19 protein-coding genes and 1 tRNA gene are annotated in these 21,343 nt (G+C 59.0%); 11 read left to right on the top strand and 9 right to left on the bottom strand.

Annotation, left to right across the window (positions count from 1 at the left end; genetic code table 11):
* Positions 1–112: 112 nt before the first annotated feature.
* Positions 113–913 (top strand): helix-turn-helix transcriptional regulator, encoded by an 801-nt coding sequence (locus SSARUM2_RS09195; protein WP_049195118.1) that lies wholly within the window; start codon positions 113–115, stop codon positions 911–913.
* Here the strand turns inward: SSARUM2_RS09195 and leuA are convergent.
* Positions 864–2,552: a 2-isopropylmalate synthase gene (gene leuA, locus SSARUM2_RS09190; RefSeq protein ID WP_060438839.1), complete on the bottom strand. Its 1,689-nt coding sequence runs from the start codon at positions 2,550–2,552 to the stop codon at positions 864–866. The genes SSARUM2_RS09195 and leuA overlap by 50 nt on opposite strands.
* A 210-nt stretch (positions 2,553–2,762) precedes the next feature.
* Between leuA and SSARUM2_RS09185 the strand changes: the two genes are divergently transcribed.
* Entirely contained in the window at positions 2,763–3,134 is a 372-nt protein-coding gene (locus tag SSARUM2_RS09185; RefSeq protein WP_060438840.1) for a MysB family protein, read from the top strand.
* Positions 3,135–3,167: 33 nt separating this feature from the next.
* A complete protein-coding gene (locus tag SSARUM2_RS09180; RefSeq protein WP_060438841.1) occupies positions 3,168–3,713 on the top strand; it encodes a GNAT family N-acetyltransferase in 546 nt (181 codons plus the stop codon).
* A 6-nt stretch (positions 3,714–3,719) separates the two neighbouring features.
* Here the strand turns inward: SSARUM2_RS09180 and SSARUM2_RS09175 are convergent, their stop codons facing one another.
* The 3 genes from SSARUM2_RS09175 to mdoG form a co-directional block, all read right to left on the bottom strand.
* The gene (locus SSARUM2_RS09175; protein WP_033638018.1) at positions 3,720–3,965 is read right to left on the bottom strand and encodes a YceK/YidQ family lipoprotein; all 246 of its coding nucleotides are present in this window, start codon (positions 3,963–3,965) and stop codon (positions 3,720–3,722) included.
* Between the two features lie 164 nt (positions 3,966–4,129).
* Positions 4,130–6,688 (bottom strand): glucans biosynthesis glucosyltransferase MdoH, encoded by a 2,559-nt coding sequence (gene mdoH / locus SSARUM2_RS09170; RefSeq protein ID WP_060438842.1) that lies wholly within the window; start codon positions 6,686–6,688, stop codon positions 4,130–4,132.
* On the bottom strand, positions 6,681–8,249 hold the full coding sequence (gene mdoG, locus SSARUM2_RS09165; RefSeq protein ID WP_170310366.1) for a glucans biosynthesis protein MdoG: 1,569 nt from the start codon (positions 8,247–8,249) through the stop codon (positions 6,681–6,683). The genes mdoH and mdoG overlap by 8 nt, the downstream gene beginning before the upstream one ends.
* 259 nt (positions 8,250–8,508) lie before the next feature.
* Here mdoG and mdoC point away from each other — a divergent pair, with 259 nt between their 5' ends.
* From mdoC to SSARUM2_RS09140, 5 genes are all read left to right on the top strand, one after another.
* Entirely contained in the window at positions 8,509–9,639 is a 1,131-nt protein-coding gene (mdoC, locus tag SSARUM2_RS09160) for a glucans biosynthesis protein MdoC (protein ID WP_060438843.1), read from the top strand.
* Between the two features lie 214 nt (positions 9,640–9,853).
* Positions 9,854–10,870, top strand: coding sequence for an acyltransferase (locus SSARUM2_RS09155; protein WP_033638013.1), 1,017 nt, complete (start codon positions 9,854–9,856; stop codon positions 10,868–10,870).
* Between the two features lie 302 nt (positions 10,871–11,172).
* A complete protein-coding gene (locus SSARUM2_RS09150; protein ID WP_033638012.1) occupies positions 11,173–11,397 on the top strand; it encodes a hypothetical protein in 225 nt (74 codons plus the stop codon).
* Between the two features lie 283 nt (positions 11,398–11,680).
* The gene (locus tag SSARUM2_RS09145; RefSeq protein ID WP_033638011.1) at positions 11,681–13,402 is read left to right on the top strand and encodes a potassium/proton antiporter; all 1,722 of its coding nucleotides are present in this window, start codon (positions 11,681–11,683) and stop codon (positions 13,400–13,402) included.
* 249 nt (positions 13,403–13,651) lie between these two features.
* Positions 13,652–13,780, top strand: a complete 129-nt coding sequence (locus SSARUM2_RS09140) for a hypothetical protein (protein WP_033638010.1) — start codon at positions 13,652–13,654, stop codon at positions 13,778–13,780.
* Positions 13,781–13,842: 62 nt separating this feature from the next.
* Here SSARUM2_RS09140 and SSARUM2_RS09135 read toward each other — a convergent pair whose 3' ends face one another.
* From SSARUM2_RS09135 to cho, 5 genes are all read right to left on the bottom strand, one after another.
* Positions 13,843–13,974 carry a hypothetical protein gene (locus SSARUM2_RS09135; protein WP_015377413.1) on the bottom strand — a complete coding sequence of 44 codons (132 nt, stop codon included), beginning with the start codon at positions 13,972–13,974 and terminating at the stop codon, positions 13,843–13,845.
* A 69-nt stretch (positions 13,975–14,043) separates the two neighbouring features.
* Positions 14,044–14,547 carry a YlaC family protein gene (locus SSARUM2_RS09130; protein WP_049232205.1) on the bottom strand — a complete coding sequence of 168 codons (504 nt, stop codon included), beginning with the start codon at positions 14,545–14,547 and terminating at the stop codon, positions 14,044–14,046.
* A gap of 123 nt (positions 14,548–14,670) precedes the next feature.
* Entirely contained in the window at positions 14,671–14,970 is a 300-nt protein-coding gene (locus tag SSARUM2_RS09125; protein WP_016928230.1) for a sigma-S stabilization anti-adapter protein IraP, read from the bottom strand.
* A 185-nt stretch (positions 14,971–15,155) separates the two neighbouring features.
* Positions 15,156–15,252 (bottom strand) — tRNA-OTHER (locus tag SSARUM2_RS09120).
* 112 nt (positions 15,253–15,364) lie between these two features.
* On the bottom strand, positions 15,365–16,213 hold the full coding sequence (cho, locus tag SSARUM2_RS09115) for an excinuclease Cho (protein WP_060453041.1): 849 nt from the start codon (positions 16,211–16,213) through the stop codon (positions 15,365–15,367).
* Between the two features lie 215 nt (positions 16,214–16,428).
* Here cho and SSARUM2_RS09110 point away from each other — a divergent pair, with 215 nt between their 5' ends.
* From SSARUM2_RS09110 to SSARUM2_RS09100, 3 genes are read left to right on the top strand one after another with little or no spacing between them, the layout of a single operon-like run.
* Complete coding sequence (locus SSARUM2_RS09110) at positions 16,429–17,634, top strand: efflux RND transporter periplasmic adaptor subunit (RefSeq protein WP_080437570.1); 1,206 nt, start codon at positions 16,429–16,431, stop codon at positions 17,632–17,634.
* Positions 17,631–19,568, top strand: coding sequence for a MacB family efflux pump subunit (locus tag SSARUM2_RS09105; RefSeq protein WP_033646466.1), 1,938 nt, complete (start codon positions 17,631–17,633; stop codon positions 19,566–19,568). The genes SSARUM2_RS09110 and SSARUM2_RS09105 overlap by 4 nt, the downstream gene beginning before the upstream one ends.
* Positions 19,569–19,571: 3 nt before the next feature.
* Positions 19,572–20,939, top strand: coding sequence for an efflux transporter outer membrane subunit (locus tag SSARUM2_RS09100; protein ID WP_060438844.1), 1,368 nt, complete (start codon positions 19,572–19,574; stop codon positions 20,937–20,939).
* Positions 20,940–21,343: the final 404 nt, after the last annotated feature.

Below are 21,343 nucleotides of genomic sequence, written 5' to 3'. Positions count from 1 at the left end.
TTATATAATATTATTTTATAAACCATTTCGCCGTACCGCGCCACAGACTGGTGTGAAACAGCGCCGCATGGCATGCTGTCTTCCCCCTTTTGCCGCGCGGAGCCTGCTTACGATGCTGTTGTTTCACGACGTTCTGCCGCCCGACCAGCCTGTCCGGCCGTTGGCCAAGGATTATCGCCACGGCGACAGCGAGCCGGATCACTACCATCACTGCGCGCAGCTGATTCACAGCCTGAGCGGCGTGGTGCAGGTCACGACCCGGCTCGGCAGTTGGGTGGTGCCGCCCGGCCGCGGCGTCTGGGTGCCGGCTAAGGTGGTGCACAGTCTGCGCATTACCGGCCAGGTGGCGGCCAGGACGCTGTTCGTCGATCCGCTGGCGCGCGCCGATCTGCCGGCCCAATGCCAGGTGGTGCAGGTTTCTCCGCTGCTGCGCGAGTTGATTATCTGTGCGATGGAGATTGCGCCCGATTACCCGAGCGGCGGACGCGATGAGCGCGTCATGGAACTGATTCTGGATGAGTTGCGGATGCTGCCGATCCTGCCGCTGCACCTGCCTGAACCGCGTGAGGCATCGCTGCTCGCCCTGTGCCGCCATATCCAGGCTACGCTGGCGCAGCCCTGGACGCTGGAACAGGCGGCCGCTCATCTCAGCGTCAGCGGACGCACCCTGTCGCGGCGCTTCCAGCGCGAAACCGGGCTGCATTTTAGCGATTGGGTGCGACGCGCCCGTTTGCTGGCGGCGCTGAACGCGCTGGCGACCGGCCGCTCGGTGTTGGAAGTGGCGCTGGATCTCGGCTATGACAGCCCCAGCGCGTTCAGCGCCATGTTTCGCCGGGTGCTGGGGGTCGCGCCCAGCGACTATTTCAGCCCGGCCGCGCCGACGTTGACGCCAGATAGCGTCCGGCGACGTTGAGCAGCGCCTGCAGCGAGGCGCTGGCGGAGTCGACGTCGATGCCAACGCCGTAGGTCGCCTCACCCTGCGGCAACGAGCAGCGAATATAGGCCACCGCCCGGCTGTCGCTCTGGTGCCCCAGCGTATGCTCGTGGTAATCCTCGATCGCCAGCGGCAAGCCGAAGCGCTGGCGCAGCGCATCCACCGCGCTGGAAAGCAGGCCATTGCCGGCGCCCTGCAGCCGCAGCGGCTCTCCCTCACAGGCAACCCGCGCATTGAAGCTGTAGGCCTCTACGCCGTGGCTTTCCGTCTGGTAGCTCAGCAGCTGCAAGTGCGGTTGCTCCACCAGCCCATAGGTGTCGCGGAATAAGCGCCACAGCTGCGCGCCGCTCATTTCCTTGCCGCTGCCGTCGGTCGCGCGCTGCACCACCTGGCTGAAATCAATCTGCAAACCGCGCGGCAACGCCAGCCCGTGATTTTGTTCCAACAGCCAGGCGGCCCCGCTTTTGCCGGACTGGCTGTTGACCCGGATCACCGCCTCATAGCTGCAGCCGACATCGGCGGGATCGAGCGGCAGGTAAGGCACCTGCCACCAGCCATCCTGGCGCTGGCGCTGGGCGGCGAAGCCTTTTTTAATCGCATCCTGATGCGAACCGGAGAAGGCGGTAAACACCAACTCGCCGGCATAAGGATGGCGAGGGTGCACCGGCAGCTGATTGCACAGCTCCACCACCTCCACCACCTGCTTCAGGCGGCTGAAGTCCAAGCCCGGCGCCACGCCCTGGGTATAGAGATTCAACGCCAGCGTAACCAGATCGACATTGCCGGTGCGCTCTCCGTTGCCGAACAGGCAGCCTTCGACCCGATCGGCGCCGGCCAACAGCGCCAGCTCCGCGCAGGCCACGCCGGTGCCGCGATCGTTATGCGGATGCACGCTGATCGTTACATCGGCGCGGCGGCTGAAGTGGCGACAGAACCATTCAATCTGATCGGCATACACGTTGGGCGTGCTCACTTCTACCGTCGCCGGCAGATTGATGATCATCGGCCGCTGCGGCCCCGGTTGCCACACCGCCGCCACCGCTTCGCAGATCTCCAGCGCGAACGCCAATTCAGTAAAACAGAAGGTTTCCGGCGAATACTCGAAGCACCAGGCGGTATCGGGCTGTGCCTCGCACTGCCGGCGAATGCGCCGCGCGCCGTTCACCGCCAGCGCCACGGTGGCGGCCTTATCCTGGCGGAACACGATGTCGCGAAACATCGGCGCCGTGGCGTTGTACAGATGCACGATAGCCCGTGGCGCCCCCTGCAGCGCCTCGAAGGTGCGGTCGATCAGATCGTCGCGCGACTGCGTCAGCACCTGAATCGTGACGTCGTCCGGGATCAGCTGCTCGTCAATCAGCGTGCGCACAAAATCGAAATCCGTTTGCGACGCCGAAGGAAAAGCCACTTCAATTTCTTTAAAACCACACTGCAACAGCAATTGATAGAACTCGCGCTTGCGCGCGTTATCCATCGGTTCCGCCAGCGCCTGGTTGCCGTCGCGCAGATCGCTGGAGCACCAGCGCGGCGCCTGCCGCAGCGTACGCGCAGGCCATTGGCGGTTCGGCAACGCCACCGGCGGGAACGGTCGATATTTGCTTGAAGGGTCGATTAACATGGGCTTCTCCTGACGCCTGAATGAACGATGACGCCATTATTTCCCGCCCTCGCCGCCTCTTCTCCCGCTTTGCGGACAACCATCGTCGCAATGCGGACAACAAAAAAATTTGCATCCTGCGCCAGTGAGACAACAATTAGGTTTGACGTTTCCCCCACCGCACCGGCAGTGCCGCCGGGCGCTCTACTCTCATTGTCAACGGAGGCGAACATGAGCCTGTATGCAACCCTGGAAGAAGCCATCGAGGCCGCACGCGAAGAGTTTATCGACACCGCCGAAGGCGATGACGAACCGCCGGTGCCACAGCAGTTCAATCTGCAAAAGTACGTGATGCAGGATGGCGACACGATGTGGCAGGCCGAGTTCTTCGAGGAAGAAGGCGAAGCGGTGGAATGCCTGCCGCTGCGCAGTGGTGCGGCGGCGCAGGCGATCTTCGACGGTGACTACGACGAGGTGGAGATCACCGCCGAGTGGATAGATGAAAACACCCTGTACGAATGGGAAGAAGGCGACTTCCAGCTCGAGCCGCCGCTGGATACCGAAGAAGGCCAGGCCGCGGCCGATGAATGGGATGAACGTTAACCCGCACTACGCACTCATCGCCAAGGAGGCAGCATGGATATTCGCCGGGCTCGCCCCACCGACTACCCCGCCATTTTGCAGCTGCAGGGGGAAAACGTGCCGGAAGCGCTCGACGAGCGCCAAAAACGGCAGGGATTTATCGTATCGCGCATGAATGAGGCGCAGCTGGCGGCGATCAACCGCGGCATCGGCATACTAGTGGCTGAACAGGAAAACCAACTGGCGGGGTTTGTTTGCCTTATGCCCGCCGACGTGCAACCGCGCCCGCCGGTGGTGGACGCGATGCTGGCGACGCTCGCCACGCAATCCTTCGCCGGACGCGCGCTGAATGAACTGCGGGTATTTCTCTACGGCCCGGTCTGCCTCGCCGCCGCCTGGCGCGGCAAAGGCGTGCTGAAGCGCCTTTACGCCGCGGTCAAAGCGCATACCAGCCATGACTACGACGTGGGCGCGCTGTTTATCGACGACGACAATCCGCATTCGTTGGCCGCTCACGTGCAAGGGCTGGGCATGACGGCGCTGGCGCCTTTCTATTGCAGGCAGAAAGGCTATCAGCTGGTGGTGTTCGCCACCCGCTGAGCGGGTTTATTCATAGGGGCCGTGCTGCGCATCGAACGGCAGCATAAAGGTGTCCACCACCATCGACAGCGGCACGTCTATCACCGTGACGTAGCGCCAGGGCGTATCGCGCAGATCCCACTGCACGCCGGGATAGTACTGGTGGCCATGCCCCGCGCCGGGCACGGTGCGGCTGATAATGCTGCCACAGCCGGTCAGGGCCATCACGCCGGCCGCCACGCAGGCCAGCCGAAGGTAGGAAGAGAGATTCACAACATTGACTCTGAGCAAGGGGGTTGTTTCGCGAGTGAACAACGCATCGGCCGCAGTCTACCACAGTTCCCTTTCTCCGCCGGCACCGGCGCACGTAAGCAAAAGGTAAAAAAAACGGGGAATGCGCCATGCGCATTCCCCGTCTGGGCGTTGCCGTTCAGCGATTAACGCCGGCCCGTTGGGTGCGCCAGCGGGTTGTGCGGCAACTGCTGATAGTGCTCACGCCAGGCGGCGCCTTCCGGCAACAGCCAGACGCGCTGGTGCAGACGAGCCAGCGTGACCGGATCGCTCAGCAGCTCCAGACGTTTGCCCTTCGCCAGCGTCTCCGGCCCCAGCTGCAGCGCTTCGTTCACCCGCTCCTCGCGGTTGCGATCGAGCGTCGCGCGCAGATGGTGACGCGCCGTCGCCAACGCCGTCGCCAGCGCGTTGAAGGACGGGTTGACCACCGCATGCATAAAGCCGTTGGTCAGCGCGCGATTGCGGTTGAGATGCAGGTATTCTTCCGTCGCCAACAGCTCACGCGGCGGGTTGTACTCTTCCGGGATCAGGAACAGCTTGGCGCGTTTGCTCTTCATGCCCAGCGTCGCGCGGCTTGACAGCACCGACACGAACGGCGACAGGATCAGCGAGAACACGATCGGCGCCAACCACCACAGGAAGCGCAGATCCAGCCACGCCATGCCACCGGCCCACACCAGGCCCAGCAACATCTGCGAGCCATGGCGGCGGAAGGCTTCGCCCCACGGCGTATCGTCGTCGTCACGCTGCGGCGAATTCCACACCACTTCCCAACCGAGGAAGGCGCTCACTACGAACACGGTATGGAACAGCATGCGCACCGGCGCCAGCAGCACCGAGAACAGCATTTCCATCAGCATCGAAATGAACAGACGGAACGCCCCGCCGTACTCTTTCGCGCCCTTGGCCCAGATCAGCACGATGCTGAGCAGCTTCGGCAGGAACAACAGCACCAGCGTGGTGGAGAACAGCGCTATCGCCAGCTCGGGCCGCCACTGCGGCCAGACCGGGAACAGCTGCCGCGGCTGCAGGAAGTATTGCGGTTCCATCAGGGTGTGCACCACCTGCAACGCGGTGGAGAGCGCCAGGAACATGAACCACAGCGGCGCCGACAGGTAGGACATCACGCCGGTGAGGAACACCGCGCGGTGCACCGGGTGCATGCCCTTCACCAGGAACAGGCGGAAGTTCATCAGGTTGCCGTGGCACCAGCGACGGTCGCGTTTCAGCTCGTCCAGCAGGTTTGGCGGCAGCTCTTCGTAACTGCCCGGCAGATCGTAAGCGATCCACACGCCCCAACCGGCGCGGCGCATCAGCGCCGCTTCAACGAAGTCGTGCGACAAGATTGAACCGGCGAAGGAGCCTTCGCCCGGCAGTGGCGCCAGCGCACAGTGCTCGATAAACGGCTTCACGCGGATGATGGCGTTATGGCCCCAGTAGTGCGACTCGCCCAGCTGCCAGAAATGCAGGCCGGCGGTAAACAGCGGCCCGTAAACGCGGGTAGCGAACTGCTGCACGCGCGCATACAGGGTATCCATGCCGGACGCCTTCGGCGCGGACTGGATGATGCCGGCGTTCGGGTTGGCTTCCATCAGACGCACCAGCCCGGTGAGGCATTCGCCGCTCATCACGCTGTCGGCGTCCAGGATCACCATGTAGCTGTACTCACCGCCCCAACGACGGCAGAAGTCGTCGATGTTGCCGCTCTTGCGTTTGACGCGGCGACGGCGACGGCGATAGAAGATGCGGCCGTGGCCGTCGACATCGCGGCACAGCTCCATCCACGCCTTTTGCTCCGCCACGCAGATGTCCGGATCGTAGCTGTCGCTCAAGACGTAGATATCGAAGTGTTCTAGCTGACCGGTCGCGGCGACGGACTCATAGGTCGCACGCAGGCCGGCGAACACGCGTTCGACGTCTTCGTTACAGATCGGCATGATCAGCGCGGTGCGGTGCGCCGGATTGATCGGCTCATCGCCCTTGATGGTGGAAGAAATGCTGTATTTGTCCTTGCCGATCAGCAGCTGCAGGAAGCCCATCAGCGCGGTCCAGAAACCGGCCGAGACCCAGCAGAACAGTACGGCGAACAGGATCAGAATGCCGGTTTGCAGCACATATGGCAGCAGCTGCAGCACCGACTGCATCAGATCCTGATCCAGCATGGCGATAGGATCGATCAGCGCCCAGCCCTGATAAGGCAAGATGGTTTTCATGTACCAGGTGGCGATGCCGGTTTGCACCAGCATCAGCACCAGCAGCACATAACGGCGCATGGAGCCGACGGTACGCCAGCGGTTCTCGGCCTCGGCCTCCTCTTTGGTGGCGTGCCGGTTGTGCGGCGAACGCCCCAGCAGAGAATCCCAGAAGCGCGCCACCGGGTTGGTGCGCCAGGCTTCCGGGAACATGGTGGTTCGTTTGATCGGCGGCGTCGCCTTCAGAATGGCGCGCCCTTCGGCGTCGGTATCGAAGTCGTCATCGCTGACCGCATCCGGCCAGGCGTTTTCGATACGCGGTTTGACCGAGGCCAGCGCCACGTCATCCGCCGACAGGCTATTGACGTTGGCGTCGGCGGCGCCCATCTGCCGATGGAGCGCCTCCAGTGCCTGAGCGTCATCCGCCGTTTGAGGGTTGAGCGCCTCCGACCGCTCGGCGGTCAGAGGCAGCGCCGCAAGATAATCCTGGGCGGGTTGAGTAGGCTTATTCATTGGCAGGTAGCTGATAGCTCCAGGTTTCCGACAGAGTCTTATCGCCATTGACCAGCGCCGCGCGCATTTCTACCGGCTTCTTGTCGTCTTTCACTTTCAGACGCACCGTCAGGCGCCAGCCTTTGGTCACTGGGTTATAGCGGACGTTGTTTTCCACCATTTCACCGTTGTCGCCGATGCTGATCTGAGAGGCGACCGGGGTATTAGCGTCCAGCCCTTTCAGCACCGGGCCGACGAAGTCGACCAGGAAGGCCACGCTGCCGTCTGGCTCGCGAATCAGGTTGGACTGCTTCACGTCACCGGTCGAACGCATGGTGCGGGCCACATAGGCGATGTCCTGCGAATGCAGTTTGTCTTCATCGCGGGTGAAGTTCAGGCGGTAGCTCAGCGTCAGCGGCTTTTTGGCTTCCGGCAGCGTATCCGGCGTCCAGAACGCGACGATGTTGTCGTTGGTTTCATCCGCCGTCGGGATCTCCACCAGCTCAACCTTGCCTTTGCCCCAGTCGCCCTTCGGTTCGATCCAGGCGCTCGGACGCAGATCGTAACGATCGTCCAGATCTTCATATTCTTTGAAGTTGCGGCCGCGCTGCAGCAGACCGAAGCCTTTCGGATTCTCGACGGTATAGGTGCTGACGGACAGGTGTTTAGGATTGTTCAGCGGGCGCCAGATCCACTCGCCGTTGCCGGCATGGATAGACAGGCCGTTGGAGTCGTGCAACGCCGGACGATAGTTCAACGTCGGCGACGGTTGGTTCGGCCCGAACAGGAACATGCTGGTCAGCGGCGCCAGGCCCAGTTTGCCCACCTTGTCGCGCAGGAACACTTTGGACTCGACGTCCACGGTGGTGTCGCGGCCCGGGATCACCGTGAAACGGTAAGCGCCGGTGGCGCGCGGGGAATCCAGCAGCGCATAGATCACCAGGTGCTTGTCGCCCTGCTTCGGACGCTCAACCCAGAATTCGCGGAAACGCGGGAACTCTTCGCCGGACGGCAAAGCGGTATCGATGGCCAGGCCGCGAGCGGAAAGCCCGTAAACCTGCCCTTTACCCACCACGCGGAAATAGCTCGCGCCAAGCAGGCTCATGATCTCATCGTTTTTGTCGGCGCTGTTGACCGGGTAGAGCACCTTAAAGCCGGCAAAACCGAGATTTTTCACCGATTCAGGATCGTGTTTGACCGAACCGAAGTTGAAGTAATCCGGGCTGTACTTGATCTGTTTTACGCTGGTGGAGGTGACTTCATTGATTTTCACCGGCGTGTCGAAATACATCCCCTGATGATAAAACTCAAGCTTGAAAGGGGTTTTCAGCTTGCTCCAATAGGCTTTATCGTGATTGAACTGAATCTGCTGATAGTCTGCGAACTTCATCTCGCGGAACTGAGAAGGAAGGTTGCTCTTCGGGGCTTCGAAACCTTTCGCCGCCAGATCCTGCGCCTGCTTGGCCACATCATCAATAGAAAAGGCCCATGCCGGCGAACTGAACAGCGTGAACAATACGGTAGCACCTAACCAACGAACGCTCGCGGCGCGTGGTTGTCCGGATAATATATTAACTAGCACATCCCCCCCTATTCGTGTGCTCAAATCATTTAAATCCATATTAATGGATTACTCAGCTTTCCGACAACATGATAAATGGATGGTTCATGTTTACGGCTCATTGTTTAAGCAGCTGATGGAACACCAGCGTAGCAAGCCGCGCAACAAGACGCTATGGAAAAATGCGGGGGGCTATAGTAGGGTTCCGGATAACAATTTAACGTTTGACGACTTATTAAGCGTGTTAATGAACACTCGATTAAATCACCAGCGGTAATCTATGACTAAAGGCAGCAAACAGCGCGAGTTTTTTCTCGACTCCATCAGAGCCTATTTGATGTTGCTCGGCATCCCGTTTCACCTCTCCCTGATCTATTCCAGCCACGCCTGGGCGGTGAACAGCCCGTCGCCCTCTTTCTCGCTCACGGTGCTGAACGACTTCATCCACGCCTTCCGCATGCAGGTGTTCTTCGTGATCTCCGGCTACTTCTCCTACATGCTTTACGAGCGCTACGAGCGCCACCAGTGGCTGAAGGTCAGGCTGGAGCGGGTGGCGATCCCGCTGTTGAGTTCCATCCCGCTAATCACGGTGCCGCAGTTTTTCATGCTGAAATATTTCACCGATAAATTAAACGGCTGGGATGAGTTTTCTCTCTATCAGAAAATAAATGTAACAGTTTGGGAATTGGTGTCTCATCTTTGGTTCTTATTGACCCTGTCATTGTTAACCTGCGCCTGCTTTTATGTGTTCCGCAACATCAAGCGTCAACCCCGTGAACATATTCCTGCATTAATAAACAGAATGCGTGGATTAGGAAACATCTCACTGTATTTCTTTATTTATGCGATATGCTATTCGGCCGCGCACCGCATTATTTTAATTTTTGCACCGCAGCTATTATCCAACGGCCTGTTCAATTTCGTGGTGATGGAGACGATGTTCTACCTGCCGTTCTTCATCCTCGGCGCTTATGCGTTTAAGTATGTGTGGCTTAAGGAGATTTTTCTGCGCCGCTCACCGCTGGCGCTGCTCGGTTCGCTGCTGCTGTTTATCGCATATATGCTGAACCAAAAGCTGCTGGCGCACAGCAGCTATATGTTCGAGCTGGAAGTGGTGATCAAAACCCTAATGGGGATCCTGATGACCAACGTGGCGTTCTCTTTCGGGCATAACCTGCTGAATTATCACTCGCCGCGCATCACCTATCTGGTCAACGCCTCGCTGTTTATATATCTGGTGCACCATCCGTTGACCCTGATATATGGCGCTTTCGTGACGCCTTATATCGGCAGCAACCTGTTGGGATTCTTGCTGGGCCTGCTGTTTGTGTTCTCGCTGGCCTTCGCGTTATATGAACTGCACAAACGCGTTCCGCTGCTGCGCTTCCTGTTCTCCGGCAAGCCGCGTTAGGCTTCCCACCCCATTTCTGGGTGATGATTTTTCATCCAGAAATTAACCTCATCAATGATAATACGCCTCACTACCTCGGCGCGGCGGTAGCTGCCCTGAGCATTTTCCTAATATTATTCCTAATCCCCGGGATACATTGCAAAACGGCAACTGCCTGTTACGCTCATATTCATACTTATAAATCAGTTGCGTTACTTCTGGGCTAGGTACACATATGAGAGAAGCATGGGTCGATTATGCCAAGGGAATCGGCATCATTCTCGTGGTTTTTGGCCACGTCAATCGGGGTCTATACAGCGCGGGCATTCAGCTTTCCGGTTCATCCTATCTACTGACGGACAGCATTATCTACAGTTTTCATATGCCGCTGTTTTTCTTCCTTTCCGGTCTGTTTTTTACGCAATCCTTGGATAAAAAGGGAAAAACCAGCTTTGTGATCAGCAAGATAGACACCATCGTTTATCCCTATGTTGTCTGGTCGTTACTGCAAGGCATGGTGGAAGTACTGTTGTCGCGCTATACCAATAACCCTTCCAGCCTGGGCGATGTCCTGTCGCTGTTTACGCATCCACGCGCGCAGTTTTGGTTCCTGTACGCCTTGTTCATGGTCTTTGTTTTGGCCACCTTGCTGTACAGCAAAGAAAAATACCGTTATCTCCTGCCGGTATTGATCGTTATCAGCGCGGGGCTGTATCTCTACCAAGACAGCCTAACCAAAGCCTTCCATTTTGATTACATTACCCGATTCTTGATCTTCTTCCTGCTTGGCGCTTTTGCCATTCGCTACGCTTCCCTCATCGCCAATCTGGGTTTCGGTTCGCTGCTGGCCTCCTTGATCGCGTTCATCGCGCTGCAGTGGGGATTCCACGGCTATTCTGGCTTGCTGTATACCGATACCGGCAGTTTCTCCCTGTTACTGGCGGTTGAAGCCATCTTCTTGATCGTCAGCCTGTCGGTTCTGCTGGCCAAGACGAATCTTTCCTGGCTGAGACGACTCGGCGAATTGAGCATGGTCATCTATTTGATGCACATCCTCGCGGCCAGCGGCTTACGCATCATACTGACCAAATTTATGCATATCGACCATTGGCCAACACAAGCGATCGCCGGCACGCTATTCGGGCTGATCGCCCCTGTTATCGCCTATGCGCTGATACAGCGTCTGCATCTTACTTTTCTCTTGGATCGTCCTCGCTTCAATAACCGTCTGCGAAAAGAAAAAATCTCCTGAGGGCGGTTCCGCCGCCTTCACATTTTCCTCCCGACGCTATACTTGATGGCGCAACCTCGCGGTTGCGCCATCTCTCTTGCCATGCAGAGCACACATTGCTCAGCCTGACGTCGCCCGTTAGGGCAAAGTGATACGGCTGCATAGATAACCTAGCCGTTATAACTGCAATGCATAAGTAGAAATCCGGATCCCTGCCTTACGGTAGTGATTGGGCTCAACACCCCCGAAGGGCTGCGCGATCGTTTAATTCATTCGATGGCGTTAGCTGCATCTCCCTTCCGTCACGACAGAGAGGATTTTGAATGACCGACAAGAACACCCCGGCTCAGGAAGCCATAGCGGAAAACGCCACACTGCTGAAGATCCTCGGCAGGTTGCTGTCCGCGCTGGACGCCTCAATCAGCGGCAAAGAACGCAGCATTCTGGTCGCTGAGCTCTCCAACTTCAATCTCGACGGCATTTCCGAAGCGGAAAGCAAGCTGGCCTCCGAGCTGATCAAACGGGCGCTGGAATCGCTCGATCATTAATACTACCGCGCCTGCAAACCATTAAGCCTGCCTGCGCGGGCTTAATGGTTTTTCCCTCAGCCACGATCGAACATTATTGCCGAATCAGAAATACAGCAGCCTGATAATGTTGGATAAAAGGCAGGAATCTCCCTCTTCTCCTCACTTTCTTCGTTTAATCACACCAAAGGGCAATAATTGATCGGTTGTTTTCGCAATCAGCCTTGGCGTTTTACCCACTAAACACGTTATCATCGACACACTCGCAGTGCCCCCTATCCCCCAGCCTCAGGAGAGCGATATTTTGGATGCCAGCACCATTAACAGTTTGTTCGTCATCGGTGCCGTGCTGGTGGGGGCAAGCATTCTGCTCAGCTCATTTTCTTCCCGGCTCGGCATTCCGATCCTGGTGATCTTTCTGGCGATCGGCATGTTGGCCGGCGTCGATGGCCCCGGCGGCATCGTCTTCAGCAATTATCCTGTCGCTTATCTGGTCAGTAACCTCGCGTTGGCGGTGATCCTGCTCGACGGCGGCATGCGTACCCGGGTCAGCTCTTTCCGCGTCGCCCTGTGGCCGGCGCTGTCTCTTGCCACCATCGGCGTGGTGATCACCGCCGGCCTGACCGGCATGGCCGCCGCCTGGCTGTTCAATCTCGATCTGCTGCAGGGGCTGCTGATCGGCGCCATTATCGGTTCCACCGACGCCGCCGCGGTATTCTCCCTCTTGGGGGGCAAAGGTTTGAACGAACGCGTCAGCGCAACGCTGGAGATCGAATCCGGCAGCAACGATCCGATGGCGGTGTTTCTCACCATCACGCTGATTGCGATGATCGCCGCCGGGGAAACCGCGCTGAGCTGGGCCTTCCCGCTGCATCTGATGCAGCAGTTCGGTATGGGCATCGTCTTCGGTCTGGGCGGCGGCTGGCTGCTGCTGACGCTGATCAACCACATCAAACTGGCGGACGGCCTCTATCCGCTGCTGGCGGTGAGCGGCGGCATTCTTATTTTTGCGCTGACCACCGCGCTGGACGGCAGCGGCATTCTGGCGGTGTATCTGTGCGGCCTGCTGCTGGGCAACCGGCCGATCCGCAACCGGCACGGCATCGTACAAACCTTCGACGGCCTGGCATGGCTCAGCCAGATCGGCATGTTCCTGGTGCTTGGCCTGCTGCTCAACCCGCACGAGCTGCTGCCGATCGCCATCCCTGCCCTGCTGCTGTCGCTGTGGATGATCCTGTTCGCCCGTCCGCTGTCGGTGTTTATCGGCCTGCTGCCGTTCCGCAGTTTTACCCTGCGCGAACGCGGCTTTATTTCCTGGGTCGGCCTGCGCGGCGCGGTGCCGGTGATCCTGGCGGTGTTCCCGATGATGGCCGGGCTGCCCAACGCCCAGCTGTTTTTCAACGTGGCGTTCTTCGTGGTGCTAGTCTCCCTGCTGCTGCAAGGCACCACGCTGTCGTTTGCCGCCAAAAAAGCCAAGGTGATCGTGCCGCCGGCGCTGACGCCGATCTCCCGCGTTGGGCTGGACGTACATCCGGAAAACCAGTGGGAACAGTTCGTGTATCAGCTTTCGGCGGAAAACTGGTGCGTCGGCGCGGCGCTGCGAGAGCTGAAGATGCCACCCAATACCCGCATCGCCGCCCTGTTCCGCGGCAAAGAACTGCTGCACCCAAGCGGCAGTACCCGCCTGCGGGAGAACGATATTCTGTGCGTTATCGGCCATGAGCACGACCTGCCCATCCTCGGCAAACTGTTCAGCCAGGCGCCGGCCGTGACGCTCGACGAGCGCTTCTTCGGCGACTTTATCCTGCAGTCCGATGCCCGTTTAAGCGACATCTCGCAGCTTTATGGCCTCAATCTGCAAGACGACGTGGACGAGCAGCAGACGCTGGGCCAGTTCGTCATTCAGTTGATCGGCGGCGAACCGGTGATCGGCGACCAGGTGGAATGGGACGGCCTGACCTGGACCATCGCCGAAATGGACGGCAATCAAGTCAGCAAGATAGGCGTGCGTATCGTAACCGACTGACGCTGCCGCACCGGCTGCGTTATCAGACGAGGGAACTTCTGGCCTTAAGAACGTTCTTAATCACTATCATGATGCATGAAATAGGGCGTCGCTGAATTATATCCCTTTGATATAAAAACTTAACAGCGGCGTCCACAGGGATTAAGGACGTGAACGGCAAGACTCGATTTCTTTCGGTAATGATGCTTATGGCGCTGGGCGTAGCGGCGCTCGATCTCAGCATCGCCGGTTTGGTCCATAGACTTTTAATTGGATAATTTCAACGTGACGCAGCAGGAACAAGAAAAAGACATTCTGGGGAAAATACTGGTGACGGTGTCCGCGCTTTGCCTGATTCTGGTGGCGACGTTGCTGATCTGGGGATTCGTGCTGGATTGACACCCCACGACGCTCAGACATAAAAAAAACCGCCGCGGCGGTTTTTTTTATGGGGCAGGCGATCAGATCTTGCAACCTTCGCAGTCCGCTTCGTCTTCGAGGAACTCAGGGACCTCTTTTACCTTCTGCGCCGCTTTTTCTTCGGCTTTCGCCAGTTCGGCATCGATATCAAAATCGAAAATATCATCACTCATCGCTTGATCCTCATTCTGCTTCGCGTTCAAACGCTGAGTATAATCGACAAGCCGCCGGCCGGAAACCTTTCAGTTTGCCGCCGCCAGCTGCGGCTCCTCATCCTGCGGCTTTTTTCCGTACGCCATGTCGTACACGTCGTAGAAGTCGATTTCGCCCTTGTTGCCGATGATCACGCGCATCTTCTGTTTCAGCGCGGCGCCGATGGACGGCTCCTCCAGCAGTTGCTGCACCGCATAGGGCGACAGCGCGCGGGTAAAGTACCACTCGCCGTTGTAGCAAACCCGCAGATCGAGCACCCCGATGTCCTCGAAGCGGTATACCGGCCGGATCTCGATCAGCAGCATGGCGAACATGAACAGCACAAAAGCGGTGAAGCCCAGGAAGGCATATATCCCCATGTACGGCACCTGGTACATCACGGCGATCACCGCGAAATAACCGGCGAACATGGCAAGGCACAGATAGCGGTGAGTGCGAGCGAATTCGCTGTTGAAGCGCGGCTTGCCGTCACGCCCTTCGCGCCGATTGATCTGTTCAATCTCTTTAACCAAGATGCTTTTAATCGCGTCCATCGTTACAACCTTATGCTGGAAACAGCATTGCCATCAAATCTCACCGCTAAAAGTAACACAAGTACAGTTTCGCCAGGTAGATCAGTTAGCCAACTTAATGGCTGCAACTGTTATAGTTCGGCTTCAGCGCGGTTGGGCGGCCTTGCCTTGCGCAAACATGAACATGCGCTGGGCCACATCGTCGGCCTGTTTGATTTTCTGCTTTTGCGGTTCGTTGCTGCGTTGAATGGCGCGGGCGTAGGCGATTTCATGGGCCTGATCGATCATCGCGATGATCCGATCGCGTTCGGTCTTTTCCATATTGCCCAACATGGTGGTGATAATCGCCTGATAAGCGTTGGACGCGGCGCTCAGCGCTTTCTCTCTCGCCTCGAGGGCGGCGACGCGTTGCAAGAGTTCCTGCAGTTGCTCGGAGTGAGACATATCGACCTCCTGTTGCCGGGCAGCAAGCCTGCCTGATTACAGTTTAGCAAAGGATCGAAAGAGAAAGAGGAAGGAAAGCCAGCGGTTACGGTAAAGCACACCCGAAAATCCCAACGAGGAGCCGATAGTGCAAATCAACCCGGGTGCGCTTTACGGTAAGCGCGGTGAGATGAAGGGAAGAAAGCTGGCGCGCTATGCAGGACTCGAACCCGCGTCTATCAATTTTCAAGCCAAAACAAGCCATTATAAAACCAATCACTCTGCCAACTGAGTTAATAGCGCGTTCCTTCGCTTCGGGGCGCCATTATCCATAACAACATTATGGACTCAAGCTTTTTTAGCATAATGCGCTGAATTTACAGATAAGTCTTAGGCTATCGACAGCGTTATGGCATTACGGCAGCTCAATAATCCGATAATCGCCGGCCATGAGCGGCTTGCACAAAATCTTGTAGCCATCGCTGTCAAAATGGCTGGCCGCACTCTGCAGTCGCTGCGCCTGCGCCAGGCAGCTGACCGAGCCCAGATAAAACCAATTGTGAATCACATGGTACTGACGCAGCGTCTCGCCCTGTTCTTCCAACGCCACGCGCCCGGCGAATGGCCAACAGGCGATGCGCAGCTGTTCAAGCGCCGCGCTGAGCCGCCGCGCATGTTCCTGCGCCGACTCCACGCCGCAGCAAGCGCCGGCGCACTTGCGCAGGCTGTAGCGGAAGCAGGCTCGCCCCGCGGGCAGCTTGTCGATCCCCAGCTTGCCATAACATAAACGATGCTCGTCGGCGATGGCGCGCAATTTTTCCAGCGCGGCATGGCGATTGGCAAACAGCCCGTAGAGGTGGGGAGTGACGGCGAAATCGATCTCTTTGGCGTGGGCAATCGTCACCGTGTCCGCCTGCAGACGCAGCGCACACAGCTGTTTCGAGCGCCGCAGGCGTTTGTTGAACAACGGTTGTTGCTGCTTGATCAACTGCGCCTCCAGCAGCAATGCGCCCAACTCGCCGGCGGTCTCGATAAAGCTGATGCGCCGGGTTTGGCGCAGCATTTTCGCCTCGTCCTGCGCGCGAAAATGCGCCATTACGCGGCTGCGTACGTTGACGCTTTTACCGATGTAAAGCGGCAGGCTTTCGCTCTCGCCGTGGAACAGATAGACGCCCGGCCCCTTGGGCAACGGCGCCAGACAGGCGCGCAGGTGCTCCGGGTATTGGTAAATGTCGAGTTCCGGCTCGAGGCGGTTTGGCATCATGGCGGCGGCGTTATCCTGCTGATGAATGAATACTGGTTTTTTAGCCAGTATAACGCGCCACACAGCCGGTTGCACCCCGAAGGATAATAACTCGCCGTGATCTTTAGCGGGAAAGCCTTTACTATCCCCTTTCCAGCGGGAAAGCGCCTCACGTTTAGCGCCAGTTCAAGCTGGCGCTGCCATGATGGCAGACTGGAACCGCCGCTTTTATCGTTATGGAAAACCTGGGCATGACTTCACTGAAACTCACACCCCGTCGTCTGACGTTGATCGCCGTCATCATTTTCATCTGCGTCGCCATCGCGCTGGCCCTCTATTGGCAACGCCCGCCGCAGCAGGATTACGTTACCGCAACGGCCCGCCTGGGCGATATCGAGAACGCCGTGCTGGCCACCGGGCGACTGGATGCCGTCGAACGCGTTAACGTCGGGGCGCGGGTCTCCGGTGAAGTGAAATCGCTGAAGGTCAAACTGGGCGATCGCGTCACCAAAGGGCAACCGATCGCCGACATCGACGATCTGCAACAGCGCAACGATCTGCGCAACGCCGAGGCGGCGCTGAACGTCATCAAGGCCGAACTGCTGGCCAAACAAGCGCAGCTGAAACAGGCCGAGTCGCGTTTCAAACGCCAGCGCCGCATGCTGAACGACGAAGCCAGCTCGCGGGAGGACTTCGAAACCGCCGAAGCCACGCTCGCCACCACCCGCGCCGAGCAGCTTTCGCTCAATGCCCGCCTGGTGCAGGCGCAGATTGAAGTCGACAAGAAAAAAATCGATCTGGGCTATACCCGCGTGGTCGCGCCGATGGACGGCATCGTCATCGCCGTGGTTACGCAGCAGGGGCAAACGGTCAACTCCAGCCAAAGCGCGCCGACCATCGTCAAGCTGGCGCGGCTGGATATGATGACCATCAAGGCGCAGATCTCCGAAGCCGACATCACCCGCATTTCACCGGGGCAAAAGGCGTACTTCACCATTTTCTCCGATCCGGATAAACGCTACGACGCCACGCTGCGCACCATCGAACTGGCACCGGAATCGGTAATGAAAGACGACTCGCTCGCCGGCACCAGCTCCGCTTCGGGCTCCGGCACCTCGAACGCGTCGGTCTATTACAACGCGCTGCTGGACGTGCCCAACCCGGAAAACCGCCTGCGCATCGCCATGACCGCACAGGTGTCCTTGCTGCTCGGCGAAGCGAAGCACACCCTGCTGGTGCCGATCCAGGCAGTGCATAAAATCGATGGCAAAGAGCAGCAGGTGCAGGTGCTGACCCAAGACCAGCGGTTGGAAATGCGCAAAGTGACCACCGGCATCACCAACAACGTCGACATTCAGATCCTCAGCGGCCTGAAAGCCGGTGAAACCGTGGTGCTGTCGCAGCCCGCCGCCAAGCCGGCTGAGGATGGCATCTTCCTGTGAACGCGATCATCGAGCTAAAAGGCATCAGCCGAACCTACACCAACGGCGGCCAGGCGCTGACGGTGTTGAAAGACATCGATTTGACCATCGCCGCCGGCGAACTGGTGGCTATCATCGGCGCCTCCGGTTCCGGCAAATCGACGCTGATGAACATCATGGGCTGCCTCGATGTGCCGGATCGCGGCGACTACTACATCAGCGGCCAGAACGCCGCCCACCTGTCGCCGGACGAACTGGCTCGCCTGCGCCGCGAGCATATCGGCTTTATCTTCCAGCGTTACCACCTGATGCCCGATCTCAGCGCGCTGGGCAACGTTGAAATTCCGGCTATCTACGCCAACGCCCGGCGCGATCAGCGGCGGCAGCGAGCGGCGCAACTGCTGGCGCGGTTGGGCCTGGAGGGGCGCGAAGACCACAAGCCCGGCCAGCTTTCCGGCGGCCAGCAGCAGCGCGTCAGCATCGCGCGCTCGCTGATCAACGGCGGCGAAATTATCCTGGCGGACGAACCGACCGGCGCGCTGGACACCCAATCCGGCCAGGAAGTGCTGGCGATCCTCAGCGAGCTGAACCAACGCGGCCACACCGTGGTGATCGTCACCCACGATATGAAAGTGGCGCAACATGCGCAGCGCGTCATCGAACTGCAAGACGGCAAAATCATCGCTGACAGCGGCCGCCAATCGGCACCCGCCGTCGCGCTACCGCCGCCGAACCGCAGCCGGCAAAGCGGCTGGCAAAGTCTTATCGACCGCACCCGCGAGTCGCTGCACATGGCGCTGAAGGCGATGAACGCCCACCGCCTGCGCACCGCGTTGACCATGACCGGCATTATCTTCGGCATCGCCGCCGTGGTCACGGTAGTCGCGCTGGGCGAAGGCGCCAAACAGCGCACGCTGGAGAATATCAAGGGGCTCGGCACCAACGTGGTGAGCATCTATCCGGGGCGTGACTTCTTCGACGACGCCATCGACAGCATCCGCACCCTGGTGCCGGCCGATGCCGACGCGCTGGCGCAGCAAAGCTTCGTCGACAGCGTCAGCCCGGAAGTCAGCGCGTCCGACAGCATCCGTTTTCGCAGCAAATCCGCCACCGCGTCAATCACCGGCGTCGGCCGCGACTATTTCCGCGTCAACGGCATCACGCTGGTGCAAGGCGCCACCTTCCGCGACGATCGCAACGCGCTGCAGGAAGTGATCATCGACGACAATGCGCGCCAGGCGCTGTTCGGCGATTTCGGCGTCGAGCCGCTCGGCCAGATCGTGTTTCTCGGCTCGGTGCCGGCACGGGTGGTCGGCGTCGCCAAAAGCGAACACAGCTACGCGCCCAACCGCATCAGCGTCTGGATGCCTTACAGCACGGTGATGTACCGTATGGTCGGCAAAACCACGCTCAGCGGCATCACCGTGCGCTTGAAGGATGACGTCGCCAGCGAAGCCGCCGTCAGCGCCATCACGCAGTTGCTGACTCAGCGCCATGGCGTAAAAGATTTCATGACGTTCAACCGCGATCAGTTCCGTAAATCGATCGAGCGCACCTCGATGACGCTCAGTTTGCTGATCCTGATGGTGGCCTCGATCTCGCTGGTGATCGGCAGCCTGGGCGTGATGAACATCATGCTGGTCTCGGTGACCGAGCGCACCCATGAGATCGGCGTGCGCATGGCGGTCGGCGCAAGGCGCGGCGACATCATGCAACAGTTCATGATCGAGGCGGTGCTGGTCTGTTTGATCGGCGGCGCATTGGGCATCGCACTGTCGTTCGCCGCCGGGTCGCTGTTCACCTCGCTGGCGGGCGGCATGTTCACCGCCATCTATTCCTGGCAAGCCGCCGCGACGGCGTTTTTCTGTTCAACCTTAATCGGCATGATCTTCGGTTATCTCCCCGCCCGCAAAGCGGCAAGGATGGATCCGGTCGTTTCATTGGCCAGCGAGTAACCCATGAAAATTTTATCTCCCCTGGCGTTAAGCCTCGCCGCACTGCTCACCGCCGGCTGCGGCAATGCCCTGAAAAGCGACTACCGGGCGCCGCAGGTCAACTATCCGACGAGCTGGCAGCACGCCGCCGACAACGCCGCGCCGACGCCGTTCGACTGGCGCGATTTCCACGATCCCGAGCTCGATCGCTGGCTGCAACAGGTGATGGCCAGCAACAACGATCTGGCCGTCGCCGTGCTGCGCGTCTACCGTGCGCGGCTCGAGGCGGAACGCGTCGGCATCAGTACCGCCCCCGACGTCAACGCCTCGTTGAACAGCGGCATCAATCGCCCGCTGTCGGAGTCCTCCGCCTGGAATAAAACCAGCGGCGCGACGCTCTCTACGAGCTATGAAGTCGACCTTTGGGGCAAACTGGCGCGCCAGCGCGATGCCGCCGAGTGGGCCAGCCAGGCTTCCGAGCAGGATCTGCAGACGGCGCGTCTGACGCTGCTGGCCAACGCCGCCACGAATTACTGGCGCATCGGCTTCCTCAATCAGCAGATCGGCGTCAGCCAGGCGAGCATCGCCTACGCCAAACAGACGCTGCGGCTGGCCAACGCCCGCTACCGGGCCGGCAGCATCTCGGCGCTGGACGTGGTGAACGCGGAACAAAACGTGCTGACGCAGGAAAGCCGGCTGCTGGCGTTGCAACACGATCGTCAACAGGCGCTGAATGAACAGGCGGTGCTGCTGGGCGCGCCTTCAGGCCAGGCCACCATAGCGCCCGCACGCCTGCCGACGACGGCGATGCCGCAGATCAACACCGGCATTCCCGCCAGCGTCTTGAGCCGGCGCCCGGATCTCAGCGCCAAAGAGCTGCGGTTGCGCGCCGCCCTGGCCAACGTCGACGAGAAACGTCTGCAGTACTATCCCGCGTTCAGCCTGACCGGTTCGCTGGGCGCCAGCAGCAGCGCGCTGCTGGAGTTCCTGCGCAACCCGACGGGCAGCCTCGGTGCCGGCCTGACGCTGCCGTTCCTGCAATGGCGGCAAATGGGGGTGGATATCAAGATCGCCCGTAACGACTACGAACAGCAGGTGCTGGAATTCAGGCAGGCGCTGTACAAGGCGATGGGCGATGTGAATAACGTCCTGTCGCTGCGCGCACAGCTGCGGGCGCAAGAGACGCAGCTGCAGGCCTCGCTGGCATTGGCGCGCAAATCGGAGCGGCTGAACGAGGTACGTTACCGGCAGGGCGCCGTCACCATTACCGACTGGCTAAATGCTCAGGAGCAGCGCCGTCAGGCGGAACTGGCGATGGACGAGAACCGCTTCGCGCAGTACCAGAACCTGGCGAAAATCTATCTGGAATTCGGCGGTTCGTCGGCACCCTAAACCAAACAGCCTGGCCATCCTCCGGCCAGGTGATTTTTTAGCGGTGAACACATCAATTTTTCCTGTTTTATCTCCCGTACTCTCTATACTTCAAACATTCCTAATCAGACGAAAAACCGTCAAATCGCACAATTATTAGACCATTCTCGCACCAAATCGGTGCAAACACTTAAGTTAAACTGCTGGATTTGATCGGCGCAAGATATAACGTTAAGCTATAGATGCAAAATAATTAGTCACCTAAATGACATAACCTTGGCATAAACGGCCGTATTTTGTGATCCACATCCCAACTTAAATGTGGATAATGAATCGTCTTGAACCGCGATTCGATTAGCCGATTTGATAACTCGAAAACAACAGTGAACGGAGATTACGCTTTCACGAACAACGAATAATTCATT

The organism is Serratia sp. K-E0102 (genome assembly GCF_029962625.1).
Classification (GTDB): domain Bacteria; phylum Pseudomonadota; class Gammaproteobacteria; order Enterobacterales; family Enterobacteriaceae; genus Serratia; species Serratia sarumanii.
The sequence above is the reverse complement of the archived record's forward strand: the minus strand, read 5'-3'. Positions and strand labels throughout refer to the sequence as shown.